This is a genomic window from Streptococcus suis (genome assembly GCF_016743335.1).
In the GTDB taxonomy this organism is placed as follows: domain Bacteria; phylum Bacillota; class Bacilli; order Lactobacillales; family Streptococcaceae; genus Streptococcus; species Streptococcus suis_Y.
The window spans coordinates 26,859-45,056 of the sequence record NZ_WCJE01000006.1 but is presented as its reverse complement, the minus strand read 5'-3'; the positions used below and the strand labels follow the sequence as shown (position 1 = coordinate 45,056).

Annotated in this window: 12 protein-coding genes and 1 pseudogene; 2 read left to right on the top strand and 11 right to left on the bottom strand. The window is 41.4% G+C overall.

Annotated elements, in window-relative coordinates; translation table 11 throughout:
- Window positions 1-93: 93 nt before the first annotated feature.
- The 9 genes from F9856_RS03150 to nth form a co-directional block, all read right to left on the bottom strand.
- Window positions 94-2,049 (bottom strand): PTS fructose transporter subunit IIABC, encoded by a 1,956-nt coding sequence (locus F9856_RS03150; RefSeq protein ID WP_202105705.1) that lies wholly within the window; start codon window positions 2,047-2,049, stop codon window positions 94-96.
- Window positions 2,046-2,957, bottom strand: a complete 912-nt coding sequence (pfkB, locus tag F9856_RS03145; RefSeq protein WP_202105704.1) for a 1-phosphofructokinase — start codon at window positions 2,955-2,957, stop codon at window positions 2,046-2,048. Before pfkB ends, F9856_RS03150 begins: the two co-directional genes overlap by 4 nt.
- Window positions 2,954-3,703: a DeoR/GlpR family DNA-binding transcription regulator gene (locus F9856_RS03140; RefSeq protein ID WP_044764650.1), complete on the bottom strand. Its 750-nt coding sequence runs from the start codon at window positions 3,701-3,703 to the stop codon at window positions 2,954-2,956. Before F9856_RS03140 ends, pfkB begins: the two co-directional genes overlap by 4 nt.
- A 102-nt stretch (window positions 3,704-3,805) precedes the next feature.
- Complete coding sequence (locus tag F9856_RS03135; protein WP_202105703.1) at window positions 3,806-4,861, bottom strand: pyridoxal phosphate-dependent aminotransferase; 1,056 nt, start codon at window positions 4,859-4,861, stop codon at window positions 3,806-3,808.
- Window positions 4,862-4,891: 30 nt separating this feature from the next.
- The gene (gene trmD, locus F9856_RS03130) at window positions 4,892-5,617 is read right to left on the bottom strand and encodes a tRNA (guanosine(37)-N1)-methyltransferase TrmD (RefSeq protein ID WP_002941457.1); all 726 of its coding nucleotides are present in this window, start codon (window positions 5,615-5,617) and stop codon (window positions 4,892-4,894) included.
- Complete coding sequence (gene rimM, locus F9856_RS03125) at window positions 5,607-6,125, bottom strand: ribosome maturation factor RimM (protein ID WP_202105702.1); 519 nt, start codon at window positions 6,123-6,125, stop codon at window positions 5,607-5,609. The genes trmD and rimM overlap by 11 nt, the downstream gene beginning before the upstream one ends.
- Before the next feature lie 97 nt (window positions 6,126-6,222).
- The gene (locus tag F9856_RS03120) at window positions 6,223-7,572 is read right to left on the bottom strand and encodes an MATE family efflux transporter (RefSeq protein ID WP_202105701.1); all 1,350 of its coding nucleotides are present in this window, start codon (window positions 7,570-7,572) and stop codon (window positions 6,223-6,225) included.
- 69 nt (window positions 7,573-7,641) lie between these two features.
- Window positions 7,642-8,625: a GMP reductase gene (guaC, locus tag F9856_RS03115; protein ID WP_202105700.1), complete on the bottom strand. Its 984-nt coding sequence runs from the start codon at window positions 8,623-8,625 to the stop codon at window positions 7,642-7,644.
- Window positions 8,626-8,910: 285 nt separating this feature from the next.
- Window positions 8,911-9,534: an endonuclease III gene (nth, locus tag F9856_RS03110; RefSeq protein WP_202105699.1), complete on the bottom strand. Its 624-nt coding sequence runs from the start codon at window positions 9,532-9,534 to the stop codon at window positions 8,911-8,913.
- A 98-nt stretch (window positions 9,535-9,632) separates the two neighbouring features.
- Here nth and F9856_RS03105 point away from each other — a divergent pair, with 98 nt between their 5' ends.
- Entirely contained in the window at window positions 9,633-10,484 is an 852-nt protein-coding gene (locus tag F9856_RS03105; RefSeq protein ID WP_202105698.1) for an NAD(P)H-hydrate dehydratase, read from the top strand.
- A gap of 231 nt (window positions 10,485-10,715) precedes the next feature.
- Here F9856_RS03105 and F9856_RS03100 read toward each other — a convergent pair whose 3' ends face one another.
- Window positions 10,716-15,473 (bottom strand): S8 family serine peptidase, encoded by a 4,758-nt coding sequence (locus tag F9856_RS03100; protein WP_202105697.1) that lies wholly within the window; start codon window positions 15,471-15,473, stop codon window positions 10,716-10,718.
- Window positions 15,474-16,195: 722 nt separating this feature from the next.
- Here F9856_RS03100 and F9856_RS03095 point away from each other — a divergent pair.
- Window positions 16,196-16,528 (top strand): annotated as a pseudogene (locus F9856_RS03095) (IS110 family transposase); the annotation flags it as partial.
- A gap of 48 nt (window positions 16,529-16,576) precedes the next feature.
- Here the strand turns inward: F9856_RS03095 and F9856_RS03090 are convergent.
- Window positions 16,577-18,115 (bottom strand): ClC family H(+)/Cl(-) exchange transporter, encoded by a 1,539-nt coding sequence (locus F9856_RS03090; protein WP_202105696.1) that lies wholly within the window; start codon window positions 18,113-18,115, stop codon window positions 16,577-16,579.
- Between the last annotated feature and the right edge of the window lie 83 nt (window positions 18,116-18,198).

Genomic DNA, 18,198 nt, shown 5'->3' with positions numbered 1-18,198 from the left:
CAAGACTCCTCTAATAACAATAATACTCACATTATACCATAATCCTCGTGAAATAGCTAAAAAACCTTGCCAGAAGCAAGGTTTCAATCAAAATTATTTAGCTTTACGAAGTGCTCCGTAAAGGATACCTGATACAACCGCACCAATCAAAACATAGGCGATGTAAAGCAATGGATTAGATGTCAAAGCGATAACGAAGATACCACCGTGAGGAGCCATCAATTGGATGCCTGACAAACCGACCAAGGCACCTGCAAGGGCAGAACCAGCGATAAAGCTTGGGATTGCACGAGCTGGGTCAGCAGCACCAAACGGAATCGCACCTTCAGTGATGAATGAAAGACCCATAACGATGTTTGTCAAACCTGAGTTACGCTCTTCTTGTGTGAATTTGTCTTTGAAAAGAAGGGTTGCAACGAATACTGCCAACGGTGGAACCATACCACCTGCCATTACCGCTGCCATGGCAACAGAACCACCATCTGCAACAGTTGCTGCAAGTGTACCTGTACCGAAGACATAAGCTGCCTTGTTGACTGGACCACCCATATCGACTGCCATCATACCACCGAGGACAAGGCCGAGGAGAATAGCAGAGCTACCTTCAAGACCTGCAAGGAAGTTGTTCATACCTGTGTTGATAGCTGCCATTGGGATGTTGACGAAGAACATCAAGAAACCAGTGATTGCTGTTCCCAACAGTGGCAAGAGCAAGATAGCGTTCAAACCTTGGAGTGATTTTGGCATGTTACGCAATGCGTTACGAAGAACAAGCACGACACCACCAGCAAGGAAACCGCCGACAAGAGCACCCAAGAAACCAGATGATACACCTGCAAGAGCAAGCGTTTCTTCACCACCAGCTGCGTAAGGAATTTTACCGAACGCAAGACCGCTACTAGCGATTGCACCAGCTACGAAACCTGCAACCAAACCTGGTTTTTCAGCAATTGAGTAAGCAATGTAACCTGCAAGAAGTGGCAACATGAAGCCGAAGGCTGCTCCACCTATCTTCATGAACATAGCTGCGATTTCATGGTATGAACCAAGACTACCAAGGCTGTCTTGCGGCACACCTAGAGCTCCATCGAATAGGAAGGCAAGGGCAATCAAGATACCGCCACCGATAACGAATGGCAACATTTGAGAAACACCGCTCATCAAGTGTTTATAGAACGCTTTACCAAGACTGAGTTTTTCTGAAGATTCCACAGTAGCTACTCCTTCTGACGCTGTGTAAGCTGATGCTTTACCCTCCAAGATAAGGTTAATTAATTCTTCTGGTTGTTTGATTCCAGCTGCAACTGGACGAGATACCAAAGGTTTGCTATTGAAACGAGGCATATCGACAGCCTTATCTGCTGCAATGATAACACCAGCTGCATTCTTGATGTCTTCAGCAGTCAGTTTGTTTCCAACACCTGAAGCACCGTTGGTTTCAACCTTGATGTCAACACCCATTTCAGCAGCTTGCTTCTTAAGAGCTTCTTCTGCCATGTAAGTGTGGGCAATACCTGTTGTACAAGCTGTAACTGCAACGATAAATGGACGGTCACCACTTGGTGCTGGAACCACTTCTTCAGCTGCCTTGTCTGCCGCTTCCGCTGCGTCAAAGACTGCAAGCACTTCTTCTGGACTAGATACGCCACGAAGTTTGTCAGCAAATCCAGCCTTCATCAAGTATTTAGACAATTCAGCAAGGGCAGCCAAGTGAGTATCGTTAGCACCTTCTGGAGCTGCAATCATAAAGAACAAGTCAGTTGGTTGACCGTCAAGACTTGCGTAGTCAACGCCCTTGTTTGATTTAGCAAAGAGAACAGTTGCCTCTTTCACCGCAGCATTCTTAGCGTGTGGCATTGCGATACCATCACCAAGTCCTGTTGTCGTTTGTGCTTCACGGTTCATGATACCTGTTTTGAATACCTCAAAATCCGTTACATAACCTTTATCAACCAAACTGGCAATCATTTCATCGATAACTGCTTCCTTGTTTGTCGCTTGCAAATCAAGCAACATGACATCTTTTCTCAAAACGTCTTGAATTTTCATAGTCTTTCTACCTCAACTTTTTCATAAGTTTCCTTAATAAATTCGATACTTGCCAAATCGTCTGAAAAGGCTGTTGCCGTACCGCAAGCAACTCCCCATTTTAGGGCTTCGATTGGGTCTTGTGAGCGAACGTATTCGCCAGTAAATCCTGCCACCATGGAATCTCCAGCTCCGACAGAATTTTTCACTGTTCCCTTGATTGGTTTGGCAAAGTAAGTAGCTGCTGGAGTGACCAACAAAGCCCCATCCCCTGCCATGGAAATGATAACATTCTGAGCTCCCATATCTAAGATTTTCTTAGCGTAGGTCTCGATGTCTGCAATGCCATTCAACTCGACGTTGAAGATTGCTTCAAGTTCATGGTTGTTTGGCTTGACCAAGAGTGGCTGGTGTGCTAATGAGTCTAGAAGTGTTTGGCCTTCAAAGTCACAGACAACTTGCGCTCCTGCTTTTTTCGCCACGGGAATCAGCCTATTGTAGACTTCATTTCCAAGACTAGCTGGAGCAGACCCCGCAAAGACAACGGTGTCTCCCTTGGTCAATCCTGCTAAGACCATTTCTAATTCGGCCAACTGTGTATCTGTCACAATCGGACCCAAACCGTTGATTTCTGTTTCTTGGTCAGCTTTGATTTTCACGTTAATACGTGTATCTTGATCAACCTGAACAAAATCAGTATCAATTCCTTCGGCAATCAATCCATCTTTGATGAACTGACCTGTGAATCCCCCAAGGAAACCCGTTGCTGTATTCGGATAGCCCAAGCGCTTCAAAACACGGCTAACGTTAATTCCCTTACCGCCGGCATACTTATCGTCGCTCTCCATACGATTGACACTGCCCGTCTCGACATGTTCTAAACGAACGATATAGTCAATCGCTGGATTGAGCGTAACTGTATAAATCATACCTCGATTACCCTCGTTTTCTCTTTTATGATGTCCAACAAACTGCTTTCTGAAGATTGGCAGATAATGTTGGATTTTTCGATTGCCGCAACTTTAACAAAGGAGAATTGACCAATTTTAGAAGCATCTGCCAAAACATAGCTTTCTTTGGCATTGTCTATGATAGTGCGTTTGATGGTCGCTTCTTCAATATCTGGCGTTGTAAAATAGTTTTTATCAATACCATTCATCCCCAGAAATGCCTTATCAAAATTGAGCTGTCGAATTTGTTCCAAAGCCATAGCACCTACTGAAGCATCGGTTGATTGCTTGACATAACCACCTATAATAATGGTCTTTATCTTGCGTTCAACCAACTTGACAGCATGGTGAATGGAATTGGTCACGACTGTTAGATTATCCTGTTGGAGATAGTCAATCAAGACACCGGTTGTCGTCCCTGCATCTACAAAAATCACATCGCCGTCCATGATTAACTGTGCTGCTCTTTCAGCAATCATCCGTTTTTCTTGAACGTTTTTGACAGATTTTTCCAGAATGGATTCTTCCAGTTGCAAATTAGCAGGTGCTTCAGCACCACCGTGTACACGACGAAGCTTACCTTCGTTTTCCAACTCGTCCAAATCCCTACGTACAGTAGACTCAGATGTATCAAGAACTTCAATTAATTCCTCTAGCCGAACAAACTGTTGAGAGTGTATTCGCTCCAATATAATCTGTTTTCGTTCTGATTTGAGAATGTCCAACACCTCCTGCAATCGTTTACAAAAATCATTATACACGATTTTCTGCCATTGTCAATCATTTTCTATCATTTTCTTTCAAAAAAACAAAAAAACTAGCAGAATCTACGCTTCCACTAGCTTCTCAATCATTTTTTTCATCATGTCCATTTCTTCTGGACGGCCAATAGATAGGCGGATATGCCCCTCTAATTTACCTGTTGGATAATATTTGAAATTCCAATCCTGTGCCAAGGCTTGCTGATAAAATTCTTCTGCCCACGGTGCTTTAAACGTTACAAAACTAGCCTGACTAGGAAGAACTTGACAGTTATCTAACCCTTGCAAGAATAAAATCATTTCTTCTCGCAAATTCTGAATTACTCCCACTATTTCTAAAACTTTGTCTGTATAATTCAATGCAACGGCTGCCATTTTTGCAGTCAAGTTTGACAAGCTGAACGGGGGAATGACCTTGTCCAATTCATAAATTAACTCTTCGCTTCCTACCGCAAAGCCAACTCGTAAACCTGCAAGTCCAAAAGCCTTTGATAAGGTCCGTAAAACTAAAACATTGTCAAATTGTTGCAGACGACTGATGAAACTTTCGACATTTGCAAATTCAATGTAAGCCTCATCTACAACGAGTAGTCCTTTAAAAGAAATAGCCAATTTCTCCAAATCTTCTAGCGAATAAGCTACTGAAGAGGGATTGTTAGGATTGGAAAGCATGATTATCTTTGCCTTCACCTCCTCCGCACGCGCCAACAAATTCTCAACTGGCAAAACCAAGGTCTCATCTTTCTCTTCCAAGTCAATGGCTTCAAAACGGCTACCATGCATGTGATTATAGTTTTCATACATGAAGAAGTCTGGATTGACAGTCAAAAAAGTATCATCCTTTTCCATAAAGGTGGAAACAATCATGTGAATAAGGTGATCAGAGCCCGCACCTACTGTTACTTGTTTGGGATTCACTCCAAGATAGGCTGCATATTTCTCAATCAACTCTGAGTAAGTATTGTCACCGTAAAAGCTCAATTGACCAACTTCTAAGCTCTCTAAGGTCTTTTGCGGTAAAAAGGACCAGTCAATAATACGATTTTCATTATTGCCCAAGTCGTATTTGGCAATTTTTCCTAACTTATAGGGTTGGTAATGTTCAAATACCTTGCGTTTCATCATTTCTCCTTCTAGCAAGAAAAACACAGTCTAATCAACTGTGTCTTCTGCTTTGATTTTTTCAAAAATAGTTAACTCTTCAGCTGTAAAGTTGTAATTTTCCAACAAGTCTGGACGACGTTGATAGGTTTTGCGTAGACTCTCTTCCAAACGCCATTTACGAATATTTTCATGGTGACCGCTCATTAATACATCTGGAACTACCATTCCACGATACTCGTATGGTCGGGTGTATTGAGGATATTCCAATAGCCCTGATGAAAAACTATCATCCGTATGACTGACTTCCTTGCCAATAACCTCTGGAATCAGGCGAACGGTAGCATCAATCATGGTCATAGCTGCCAACTCTCCACCTGTCAGGACATAATCTCCGAGAGAAATTTCATCTGTTACTAAGGTCTTAATCCGCTCATCATATCCTTCATAGTGACCGCAAATGAAAATCAGCTGCTCTTCCTGTGCCAATTCTTCGGCATAGGCCTGATTGAAAGTACGCCCAGCGGGATCCAATAGGATAACACGTGGCTTGGTTTGTTCAATGCTATCCATAGTATCAAAAATTGGCTGGGCACGGAGCAACATGCCTTGTCCTCCACCATAGGGTTCATCGTCCACATGGCGAGCCTTTTCAGCATTCTCTCGGAAATTGTGGTAGTTGATTTCTAGCAAACCCTTGTCACGCGCCTTACCCACAATAGAGTGTTCTAGAGGTGCAAACATCTCAGGGAAGAGGGTCAAAATATCAATTCTCATCGTCTAGGCCCTCGAGCAATTCCACATCGACACGGTTATTTGGAATATCAATGTTCAAGACAACAGGCGGAATATAGGGTAAAAGCAGGTCCTTCTTCCCTTTTCGTTTCACCACCCAGACATCATTGGCACCTGGCTGCAAGATTTCCTTGATTTGTCCGATCAGAGTATCATTCTCATAGACATCCAAGCCGATAATTTCATGGTAATAAAACTCACCATCTTCAAGGTCAGTCAAGTTTTCCTCGGCAATTTTCAAACTAAAGCCCTTGTACTTTTCAATATCGTTGATATGGTACATGCCCTTAAACTTGACAATATCAACGTTCTTAGCCTTACGGTGACTAGCAATTTCCACTTCCATGACAAACTGATCCTTGTCATCAAAAAGTGCCAGCTTTGCCCCTTTTTTAAAACGTTCTTCAGCAAAATCGGTCACAGACAAAACACGCATTTCCCCTTGTAGGCCTTGCGTGTTAACAATCTTTCCTACGTTAAAATAATTCATAATTTCTCCATTTGATTTTCTATCCTTTTATTTTAACATGAGCAAGATATTTTCACAAGAGAGAAAAAGCCGGATGCCTCCGACTTTCATAGTTAATTTATTTCACGGACAAATGAGAATGAGCTATTTTGATCAAGCGCAAATTAAGAGCTATTCCACAGACAAAAATCCCTAAAATAAGACCAATCCAATAGGCTTCTGGACCCATTTGGAAAAATCTTTCAAGCAAGAAAGCGACTGGGAAAGTCATGGACCAATAGGCAACCAAACCAAGTACAAATGGAACAGTCGTATCCTTGTAACCACGTAATATCCCCTGAATAGGTGCGGTAAAGGCATCTGCTAACTGAAACATGAGGGCAAAGCTTAGAAAATGCGAGGTCAGACGGATAAAATCTGCGTCATTGCCGTAGAGGAAAGCGACTTTGGAACGGAAAAAATAGAGAAAAGTAAGTGTCAATCCTGCAAAACCAAGTGCAACCAGGCGTCCTAGACGGCTGTAGGCTTTCACATCCTGTGGTCGTTTAGCCCCTACTTCATAGGCAATGACAATAGCTAGGGCTGAAGAAACCGAGGCAGGAAAGGCATATAATAATGTCGCAAAGTTCATAGCTGACTGGTGGGCAGCGATAATCTGGGCTGAAAATTTTGCCATGTAGAGCCCTACTACTGCAAAAATTGCAACTTCTGCAAAGACTTGTAAACCGATGGGAAGCCCGATTTTCAGTCCTTCTTTCAGTAAAGTCCCATCAATCGGACTCCACTGCCAAATCTGATAAGATGCAATGGTCTTATTTTTGCACATGACAATGACGATTACTAGCAGTACCGCCCAGTAAGCTAAAGCAGTACCCAATCCAGCTCCAGCTCCGCCTAGGGCCGGTAGGCCCATTTTCCCATAAATTAAGAGATAGTTAAATAGACTGTTAAATGGGACAAGGAGCAACATGAGGTACATGGAGAGTCGGGTTAAGCCGAGGGCGTCGAAAAAAGAGCGACAGACACTAAAGAGTAAGAGAGGCAGGATGCCAATGGAAATAAAATAGAGGTACTGCCTACCAACTTGAAAAACAGATTCATCAAGTCCAAACTGAGCCAAGGCGGGCACAGCGATAAATAGGACCGAGCACAAGAGTAAAATGGTTAATCCGATGGCTAGATAGACAAACTGATGAAATTCCTGTCGGATTTTTGTCTTCTCTCCTTGTCCTAGATATTGAGCAATGATTGGAACAAGTGCAGATACGATACCTGTTAGAAATGAAAAAAGCGGATTCCAAAGACTGGTTGCCATGGACACACCTGCCAAATCCATAGTACTAAACTGACCAGTCATCATGGTATCGATAAAGGATGCGGAATAATTAGCAAATTGATAAATTAAAATGGGTAAAAATATTTTGATAAAAAGCCAGAGCTTTTCTTTGTTATTTCTTGTTTGGTACATACTTATTCTCTTTCAATTTTATATAAATATTGTAACAAGAAAAGGACCTGCATTGCAAGTCCTCTTTGACTAGATTGAGTCACCATTCCAGATAGAGTTTTTCACAATAACATAGTCCACATGCTTCAAGCTGGTAATGTCACGTCCACCTGCATAAGAAATAGATGACTGCAAATCTTGCTCCATTTCAACCAGAGTATCTTTCAAATGTCCTTTGGCAGGGAGTAAGATTTTCTTACCTTCAACATTTTTGTAAGCCCCTTTTTGGTATTCAGAGGCAGAACCGTAGTACTCTTTGAATTTCTCACCATCAACTTCAATTGTTTTACCTGGGCTTTCAATGTGACCGGCAAAGAGCGAACCAATCATGACCATGCTTGCGCCGAAGCGGATGGATTTGGCAATGTCTCCGTGGGTACGAATACCACCGTCCGCAATAATTGGTTTACGGGCAGCTTTTGCACACCAACGAAGGGCTGCCAGCTGCCAACCACCTGTACCAAAACCAGTCTTAACCTTTGTAATACATACTTTACCTGGACCAATTCCAACTTTTGTCGCATCCGCACCAGCATTTTCTAGTTCACGAACTGCTTCTGGAGTACCGACATTACCTGCAATGACAAAGGTATCAGGTAATTCTTTCTTGATATGCTTGATCATTTTAATCACGCTATCAGCATGACCATGCGCAATATCAATGGTGATAAACTCAGGGGCATCAGCTTTCAAGCTAGTCACAAACTCATATTCATATTCTTTTACGCCAACAGAGATAGAAGCAATCAAACCTTGCTCGTGCATGCGTTTGATAAATGGAATGCGACCAGCTTCATCGAAACGATGCATGATGTAGAAATACCCTTCTTTGGCAAGCATTTCTGCTACATCTTCATCAATAATAGTCTGCATATTAGCTGGAACAACTGGTAATTTAAAGCTATATTTCCCAAGAGTCACTGTTGTATCTGCCTCGGAACGGCTATTGATGATACATTTATTTGGAATGAGCTGAATATCTTCGTAGTCAAAAACTGGAGTTTCGTTGAACATGCTTCTACCTCTTTTTCTTAACATTGGAACAAAAAAACGATTTGTTTTTCGTATTTTTTCCTTATTACAAGATATAGTATAGCTTATTGTTTGTGTTTTGTCAATGAAAAAGAAACCTATCTAGACAATATTCGGATATATCACTTTTGGGGCTTGTTTATAAAATATAACATTCGTATAATTCTTGTCTGAGTTACTATTCTTATAAAATTTAAAAAAATGTTCAGAATTTACTCAAACAATTTTACATAAAAACTAAAAAAATCTTCAAAAACAGAAGATTTTTTAGTCAAATTCATATAATTGTGGGAATTTTTCGCATTCAGGGTTCTTAGGATGGCAAACCTCACGACCAAAATAAATCATAGCTTGATGAGCAGGGAGCCAGAGTTCAGGAGGTAAGACTTCCATGACTCGTTTTTCTGTTTCCAGGGGTGTAGCCAATTTTTTGACAATATCGTGGTGTTTACAAATCCGTCCCACGTGGGTATCAACTGCGAAGGCGGGAATTCCGAAACCGACACTTAAAACAACATTGGCCGTTTTTCTTCCCACTCCTGCCAAGGCTTCTAATTCCTCACGAGTTTGAGGAACAATGCCATTATGCCGTTCCATCAACTGCTGGGCACAGTCTTTTAAAAACTTTGCCTTGTTTCGGTACAAACCCAAACGAGAAATATAAGGCTCAATATCCTTCACTTCTGCTGCCGCCATGGCTTGGGGCGTAGGGAAAGCTGCGAACAAACCAGGTGTTGCCTTATTCACCGCAGCATCTGTAGTTTGAGCAGATAAGAGCACTGCACATACCAACTCAAAGTGATTTCGAAAGTCCAAGCTAGGCTTAGCATCAGGATATAGAGCGATGATTTCTTCAATAACTTTTCTTGCACGTTTTTTTGATAATACCATGAATTCATTATAGCATGAAAACTTGAATTTATCTAAAATCTGGATTGTCATAAACCTCATTCCTCATGGTATAATAAAAAGAAAAGGGGGGAATATGTATGGACTTACAAGAACTCTGTAGAAAGGTTATTCAAGCAAGGTCACGCAACAGCCATAAGGGAAGCTATGGTCGAGTCTTGCTGATTGGTGGACTGTATCCCTATGGTGGAGCGATTATCATGGCCACACTAGCAACCGTCAACAGTGGAGCAGGCTTGGTAACTGTTGCTACTGAAAAAGATAACATACCAGCCTTACATAGTCATCTGCCTGAAGCCATGGCATTTTCATTTGACGATCAAGCCTTGCTGATAAACAGCTTAGAAAATGCTGACTTGGTATTGATTGGTCCAGGTTTTGGGGAAAATAGCAGAGCTGAACAGTTATTGGACTTTGTTTTTGAACATTTATCTGACCAGCAGATTTTAGTTCTTGATGGCTCAGCCCTTACCTTAGTCGCAAAGCAAAACAGAAAGAACTTCCCGTGTAAACAAGTCATCCTGACACCCCATCAGAAAGAATGGGAACGGTTATCAGCCATTCCGGTTGCTGACCAAACAAGCCAAAGAAATCTTGAAGCCTTGCAATCTTTTCAAGAAAATACAATCCTTGTAGCTAAAAGTTCTGCTACTCAAATCCTAAAAACCCAGCCAAACCAAGTCACCCCAATAGGAGCTGGTGGTCCCTACCAAGCAACAGGAGGTATGGGAGATACTCTTGCAGGTATGATTGCAGGATTTGCTGTACAATTTCCCCATGTTCAACTATATGAAAGAATCCTTGTAGCAACCTACCTCCACTCCTATATTGCCGACCAACTGGCTCAAGATTATTATCTTGTAAAGCCAACTGATATCTCAAGAAACATCCAAAAGACAATGCTTCAATTTCAAACACAAACAACCGCTTAATCAATGATTAAGCGGTCTTTATATAACAAACTCGTGATTAAAGCCTGATAAATGGTAGAAAATGATACTCAATGCAAATCAAAAGTTGCCTAGGAAACGAAGCCGAAGATAGAACTCTGTTACTATCTTATTTCAAGGTAACAGGCTGAAAACCTCCACTGGAGCTTTTCACTCATCAAGGCAAGTTGACAACGGATAATTTTGATTTTCGAAGAGTATGACTATATTTTCTTAGACTTCTTCTTTATGACGTCGTTTGCTTACCAACAGAGTCCCTAGCCCAATAATGACACCAAGAACAAGATAGTATCTCGTATCATTGTCTCCAGTATTTGGTAGTTGAGTCACCTGTTTTTCTTGATTAGGGCTAGATAGACTAGCTTGCAAAGTGACTGGACGAGGTAAAGTTGATTGAGGGTTTGGCCTCTGACCTATCGGTACATGCCCTGAATTCCCAGTATCTTTTACAGGAGGTGCCTGTACATCAACTTTTTCTGAGTCTATAGGTGGAGGCGTTACAGTGCCTTCATCTTTTTTGTCAGTGGCAGTATTTGCTGGCTCTTTGGCATCATTTGTTGAAGTAGCAACACCATCCAGTTCTGCCTGAGCGCTTGTCAGAACGGCTAGAGCTTGATCGACACTTGCTTGGCTTGCAAATTCGTCAGCTAGAATCGTTTTCGCTGCTTCAACTGCCTGGTCATAAGCTTGTTTCACGTTTTCAGATGCATTGATATACTTAGCATCTGTCGCTTTTAATACGGAAGAAACGGATACTGCGCTACGAAGGGCTGAAATATCAGTCTTTTGACCATCTAAGCCGGCTTTCGCTGCTAACAAGTCCGCCAACGCTTGGTCGACAACTGCCTGTGTTACATTCTCTTGGTTCAATACAAGTTGTGCTGAACGAACAGCTGTATCATAGGCAATTTGTTTGGTATTTTCAGCATTATAATAAATAAAGTTTGCCTGAGTCGGTGTGTAGTTTGATACTTCAGCAATTAGTTTTTCCGTATCGGTAGCCTGACCGTTTAGCTGCTCTCTCGCTGCCACAAGACTGGCAACTGCTGAATCTACTTGTGCCTGATTGTGTTTGTTGGCATATACTGCATTGGCATCTTCTAATGCTTTAGCATAGGCAGTTTGAAGTTCTGGACTAGCATTGTAATAACGCGCTGTTTCTTCAAGTCTCGCAAGTTCAGCAATCAGTTCTTTCAAAGCAACTTTATTAATCAAGGTTAATTTCTTAACATTTGACTGTTTTGCAAGTACTGCTACGTCTAATTCTTCCAAAAATTCATAGCCTTCTGGGAGGGTTGGAAGGATAGTGTAGGTACCAACTGGTACAAATTTACCATAATCGGTCTTAGAATATTTAGCATTTGGTAGCTGAATAGTCTGGCCATCAGCAGTTACCAGTTGGATGGTTGAACCAGAAGGTAGTAATGCATCAATATCTACCAGCAAGTTGGCCTTATCTTTCAAAGTCACATAGAAATTCACCTCGGCAGTGCTATTTTCTTCCGAAATCGTCACGACTGCTTTTGTTTCACCTGCTAGGCTTGACCATTCTGTATCATATAAGAATAAATCAAAGGTGTAAGTACCAAATGGTAGCTTAAGAACGCTAGTATCGCCGGCATATCGTGGTAATTCTGCAACAATCTTGCCTGTTTCATCGGTGACTGAGTAAGAGAAAAGTATTGGTGCAGGACTATTTGTATCTTTATCAAGAATATTGACAGTTACCAACCCTTTTTCATTGCCAATACTGATCAGATTCTCTACTTTTTCATAGCTGATGTTACCAGCATAATCCTCTACTGTGTAGTAGAATTTTGAAATATCTGCAAGGTCAAGAGGCAATGTAAAGGAGCCATCGTCGTTTTGTGCCACAAATACCTTGTTATCAGAAACGGTTACATCACCATTTTCTAATAAGGAAGGAATAGTTGTCACACCGCTTGCATCCGCTACAAGGTAGAATACTTGCTCGCGATATAGACCGGATTCTCCTTTTTCAATGGCTGGACGAGGGTTAAATGTAAAGTTTGTTTCATCATAGGTAGCTGTGGTGATAACTGGTGATTCTCTATCGATGATAACATCGAAAATCATAGTTTGTACTGCTGCACCTGGAACTTCAGATGAGTAGGTCAAAACGTATTGATACTTACCATCTGCTAAAGCATTTCCCTCGCTGTCTGTCCCATTCCATTCAGTAGGGTAAATAATGCTTGATTTTGGATTTTTAGGATCACCACTATAGAAGTTCTTATTGCCTGACTGTGGTTGACTTTCCCAAAGTGGATTTGTTCGCTCAGTATCATCTGCAGCATAGACGCTTGCGACTAAATCCGTATAATTTCTCAAGAAGACACCTTTGAAAGCGAGCGAATCTTGGTTGTCATCCCCATTTGGCGAGATAGCTAAATGAGGCTTACCAGACTCATCAAGCTCTAAAACAAAGTATCCTGCTTCATTTTTAAATGTACCAAGTGTCTTGATCGCAAAGTCAGATCGTTTGTCTGTAGAATAGATTAACTCCGTACTTCCTGTAACAAGACCTGTGTAGTGATGGCTGATATCAACAGTATCTGGTTGTGCTGTAACAGGTTCAAAGTAGAAGCCCCCCTTACCATCGGCAATAAGATTGTAAATCGGCTCTTCTAGAACGGCTAGATTTTGGAATTCCCCACGGAAACCAACGTATGGAATGCTGACAATATCACCGCCATCGGCTACATCTGTAAATCGAACAAAACCTTCAAGATAGTAACCATTTTTCATTAAACCTGTCAATTCTTCTGCAAAGCTTGATGCATCGACATTAATTGTAACAGTTGTACTTGAATTGGCTTTCACAGTCACCTTACCGCCAGAAATCTCTGCTAATAGACGCGGAGCCAAGGTGATTAATCCATTTTGGACAGTATCAGTTGTTAATTGCGTTGAGTAGTTTAAAGTCTTATCTTCGTTTGTAATGTTATGAAGTGTGACCGTAAAGCTGAATGTATCCTCAACATTGCCCAAGGTAATGCTGCCATAACCGTCTTCGCCAGTCAAATATAAACCTGTAGAAATAGCTGCCGCAGTATCGATGATACCTGCACCTTGTTGGCGAGGGGAAGTGTAGGCTGTTGTTTCTTTGTTCACATGTGCTTTAGCAGTAGACATAAGCAAGTGTTTTACTAAGGCTTCGATTTCTTGAGGGGACTTAGTAGGGTAAGTTGCCTGTAAATACTGTTTTACTAGTACGGCTGCTCCTGCCACGTGTGGTGAAGCCATACTTGTTCCCTGCATGTTGGCATAGTCATTATCATTGATAGCTGCATAAATAGCACCACCTGGAGCAGCTAAGTCTGGTTTTAGCTCGCCATCCGCTGATAGACCCCAACTTGAAAAATCTGAAAGAAGACCTGCTTCTGGGTTAGGGCGAATATCTGTTTCGTTATTGAACGCAATCTTATATGAGTTAGCTGCCAAAGCTTCACCAAATTCCAATGGAATGAAGACAGATGGAATTGCAATAGCTGTATCATCAAGTTGCATGCTTACGTTGGCTTCACCTGGACGGCTATTGAAAATGACCACCCCTACTGCACCTGCAGCTGTTGCATTGGCTATTTTTTCTGAGAAAGTAATCGTTCCACGTTTGATGAGTGCAAGTTTTCCAGTCAAATCTAGACCATCAAAATCCGAAGCTTGACCGATTCCCGCATAAACATATTCATATTCTTTCCCGATTTCAAATGGTACGGGACTTTTCTCTGGATTATCAAACGAACTCTTACCGTAATTCAAGTCAGCATTGTTTTCTAAGCCAATGATATTGATTACTTTACTACCAACCGTTGTGTTATTGTAAGAAGCGACAGAAATTGCATCGCGAGCTGTTGAAGGTGCACCGACCAAGCCATAATCTGGATAATCGGCTGACGGATTAGAATGACCTGAACCAAATGTTCCATCATTACCAGCAGCAATAACAACAGAAACCCCTGCACGACGAGCAGCCTCGATTGCTGCAGTCACATTTTCATTCATGTTAACAACAGAGCCGTTAGCTCCTCCCAGGCTGAGGTTAATGCTATCTGCACCTAATTTTACAGCATCTTCAATCGCTTTTACGTACAATGCTGCGCCTGTTGTAGCTTTGAGGTCTGAGAATACACGCATAAACATGACTTGCGCTTCAGGAGCTACACCATACATTAATTGTCCAGCGACTGGTTGTGTCGGATTTCCTGTGGCAATACTCGTTACGTGCATACCGTGCGAGCGTTTGTCTTCTTCTTTCAAGACAGTATTCACATCAACATAGTTATAACCAAATACAACCTTATCGTTAAACCATTCACCGTAGGTAATTCCTGCTGCTTCTTTAGCTGCTTCTATCTCTTTTTCTGATTTATATTTTGCGGTTGAGAGATCTGAAATATGCAATACATCGTGATCAACGTCAAGACCGGAATCAATGATTGCAACTACTGTTCCTTCGCCCTTGTAACCACTATCCCAAACTTTAGGTACTGTAATGATTGTATTACTATCAATGTTTTGTGGTTTCGCTTCTTCCTGATTAGTAATAGCAGTAGTCTCATCTGCTACGGAAAGCTTCTCCTCTTCTTCTACTTTTTTCTCTGAAATAGCTGGAGTTTCTACAGCTGGTTGAGTCGCTTCTACTTCCGTATTTGTGATGTTTTCAAGAGCTTCTGAGCCAAGTGTTTCCTCTACAGTATCTGTAGTGGTTACATCAGTTGGGGTAGCCTCCACAGAATTGTCAACTAACTCCTCGACAACGGGACTTTCTGAGGTTGATTCGCTGACGATTGCGTCAGGAACAGTTGTTTCCACCTTAGTCTCTACTAGGCTTGTCAATTCATCTGCAGCTACCGATGGTGCACCTGCAAACAAAAAAACTGCACCCAAAAGAACAGACACAGTTCCAATTTTATACTTCCGAAGTGAGAAAGTTTCTTTCTTTTTCATAACTTTTCCTCCTAGTTTTTCTCCTTCATTATTGGCAAAACCAATAAATATATTAAAACACAAAATTATCAGTATTGCAAGTATATTCTGAAAATTCAGTTATTTATTCAAACTATAACTAGCTATCAATAATATCTATAACCATAGATACAGATAATGCACACTATAGTCGAATGAATTAGCTTTCAGACAAGGAACTGAGGTGTAGGTTGCTAGCACAGCCTAGTGGCTGTGCTAGGTTGGAGATATAACTTGCAAAGCAAGTCACTTCTGCAGAGTACGGCAAGCCGAAAGCGACGATGTATCAAAGATAATTCAAATGACTATAACAAGGGAGTGAGCAAGACATTCATGGTAGCTCCGTCCTTACCCACAGAATAATGAGAATGAGCATAAAGCCCTCACTAAGATTATATACCTAGTGAGGGCCTTGCGGTTGGTGCATTATTGATGTTAATTATGGTGACAAAACTGCTCCAGCCTACTGATAAGAACCACAATATACACTCAAGAATATGACTAATACTCAATGAAAATCAAAAACAGACTAGGCGACGCAGATGCAGATAGAACTGAAGTTCATCAAATCAAGTCAACAACGTCTGATTTTGATTTTCGAAGAGTATAAAATTCAGTAGATAGGCTCTCTAACTTACAAGAAGGAAGGAATTGTCATAGATAATCATGTGTAGATCAAGTCGATATTGTCGTTTGTATTCCCCTCAACTTGTCCAAAGTGTTACTTAGCTACATTGGATATAACGACTAAAGGTCTACGTGCTTACCACGATTTTCTCAGTCAATTTCATGTGGAAGCTGTTGGTATGGAAAACACAGGTGTCTATTGGCGACCTGTCTGGCATGCACTATGTGATGACTTCGAGCTAATACTTGCTCAACCAGCCCACATGAAGACCATTACAGGTCAGAAAACTGACAAGAAAGACGCTTACTGGATTGCCAAATGAATACGGATTGGTCTGCTTCCTCGGAGTTTCGTTCCCGATGAAATCATTCCTGAATTGAGAGAGTTGACCAGACAACAGAAACATTATAATATTGGGACTTTTCTCATCTCTTTGTTAAGACAATCTAAAAAAATGCTAATCTCCCTCAAATATCCTACGAACGGTATGAATTTGAGAGATTGGAACTGCAACGAGCAAGGAATCACCCATAGAAAGTTGGCTATTTCCTTTCACAATCCTTGACTTACCATGATGAATTTGACTGGTGATCAAGCATGAATCCGGCAAACGTAACTCGCTAACAAATCTTCTGTCCAATGTTTCGTTGACAACAACCTCTATTAAGGTCATGTGTTCTTGCTGTTCTACTTCTTCTGGCAGAATTTTTTCCAACATTGCTTCATAGACTGGCGCGCCACCTAAGAGGTCCATCATCACATAGGAACTCAAAGCTACCAACCCGATGACCATCAATTGGTTCAAACTTCCAACCATTTCAGTTACTAAAATAATAGCAGTTAGAGGTGCTTTGGAAATCGCTGCGAAAAAGCCTGCCATTCCCAATACAATAAACAATAGCATCTGCTCCTGACTGATGAAACCAATATCAAGGAAGAACCGTGCGACAAAAAGCCCAAGGAGACTTCCTAAGGTTAATATGGGCAAAAAGATGCCCCCTGGTAGACCAGAACCATAGGAAATCATGCTCCATACAAATCGTATTAAAATCAAGATTGCCAATGTCAGTAGTCCTTGTTCCAAATATGGAAGCTCTAAAATCAAATGATGCCCGCCACCCAACAGATTAGGGAAAAAATAACCAATCGGTATAATAAACAAAAAGGCAAATGCACTGTAGTATGGAACTGGGAGAGGAATGATTTTTGAGAGAAGGGTGTAGAAACCTTGTATATTGAGGATAACAACTTCATACACATATCCAGCAAGTCCAAGGAAAACTCCAAGTAAGATATAGATCCAATATTGGTCAAGAGATAGTAACTGTAAGTCCTTCGGCATATGCAAAACAGGCATTAATCCAAAAAAATGTAAGGAAATAAAGTTCGCAGTGATACTGGCTGCCAGTGCTGAGACCCATACCAGACGTGAAAACTGATGATAGACTTCCTCCACAACAAATAAAAGGCCTGCTATTGGTGCGTTGAAAGCTGCTGCCAAACCTGCCGCAGCGCCACTAGCAATCAAACTCCTTCTTTCCATTTCACTGGATTTAAGAAGAACTGATATACCTTTAGCCGTTACAGCTCCTAATTGAATACTGGGACCTTCACGCCCCAGCATTAGACCAGATGCAATGGATAAAACACCGCCGATAAATTTTCTCCAAAGGACTGACCACCAGTTTAAATCCATAATTCCTTTTAGTTCTGCCTCCACCTGTGGTATACCAGAACCTTTTGCATTTGGCTCGTCTTTGATCAACTTGCCAACAAGTAAAGCTATGACCAGATAAAGCCCTCCAATAAGAAGTAAATAGATTGCATTGTCTGTTGCCAGAGAATAGAGGTGCGTAAAGACAGAAAATATTTTTTCAATGGCTAAGCGAAATGCAACGACCACTAAACCAGCGACAATGCCAACTAAACTACCACGCAGAACCGAGTAGAGGATTGATTGAGAAATAAAACTAACTTCTTTCCGGTGATTTTCCATTGGGATTTCCCTTCCTTTCTATAGTATGTATGACCAAAAAATAGGAGCAATAAGTACTTAGTAAAGAACCTCACTCCCATTCT

Excerpts from the sequence above, each read along its gene's own strand:
- F9856_RS03105 (WP_202105698.1), top strand. The coding sequence starts at position 9,633 with ATGGACTTACAAGAACTCTGTAGAAAGGTTATTCAAGCAAGGTCACGC.
- F9856_RS03150 (WP_202105705.1), bottom strand. The coding sequence starts at position 2,049 with ATGAAAATTCAAGACGTTTTGAGAAAAGATGTCATGTTGCTTGATTTG.
- rimM (WP_202105702.1), bottom strand. The coding sequence starts at position 6,125 with ATGAATTATTTTAACGTAGGAAAGATTGTTAACACGCAAGGCCTACAA.
- F9856_RS03090 (WP_202105696.1), bottom strand. The coding sequence starts at position 18,115 with ATGGAAAATCACCGGAAAGAAGTTAGTTTTATTTCTCAATCAATCCTC.
- guaC (WP_202105700.1), bottom strand. The coding sequence starts at position 8,625 with ATGTTCAACGAAACTCCAGTTTTTGACTACGAAGATATTCAGCTCATT.
- F9856_RS03100 (WP_202105697.1), bottom strand. The coding sequence starts at position 15,473 with ATGAAAAAGAAAGAAACTTTCTCACTTCGGAAGTATAAAATTGGAACT.
- pfkB (WP_202105704.1), bottom strand. The coding sequence starts at position 2,957 with ATGATTTATACAGTTACGCTCAATCCAGCGATTGACTATATCGTTCGT.
- F9856_RS03135 (WP_202105703.1), bottom strand. The coding sequence starts at position 4,861 with ATGAAACGCAAGGTATTTGAACATTACCAACCCTATAAGTTAGGAAAA.
- trmD (WP_002941457.1), bottom strand. The coding sequence starts at position 5,617 with ATGAGAATTGATATTTTGACCCTCTTCCCTGAGATGTTTGCACCTCTA.
- nth (WP_202105699.1), bottom strand. The coding sequence starts at position 9,534 with ATGGTATTATCAAAAAAACGTGCAAGAAAAGTTATTGAAGAAATCATC.
- F9856_RS03120 (WP_202105701.1), bottom strand. The coding sequence starts at position 7,572 with ATGTACCAAACAAGAAATAACAAAGAAAAGCTCTGGCTTTTTATCAAA.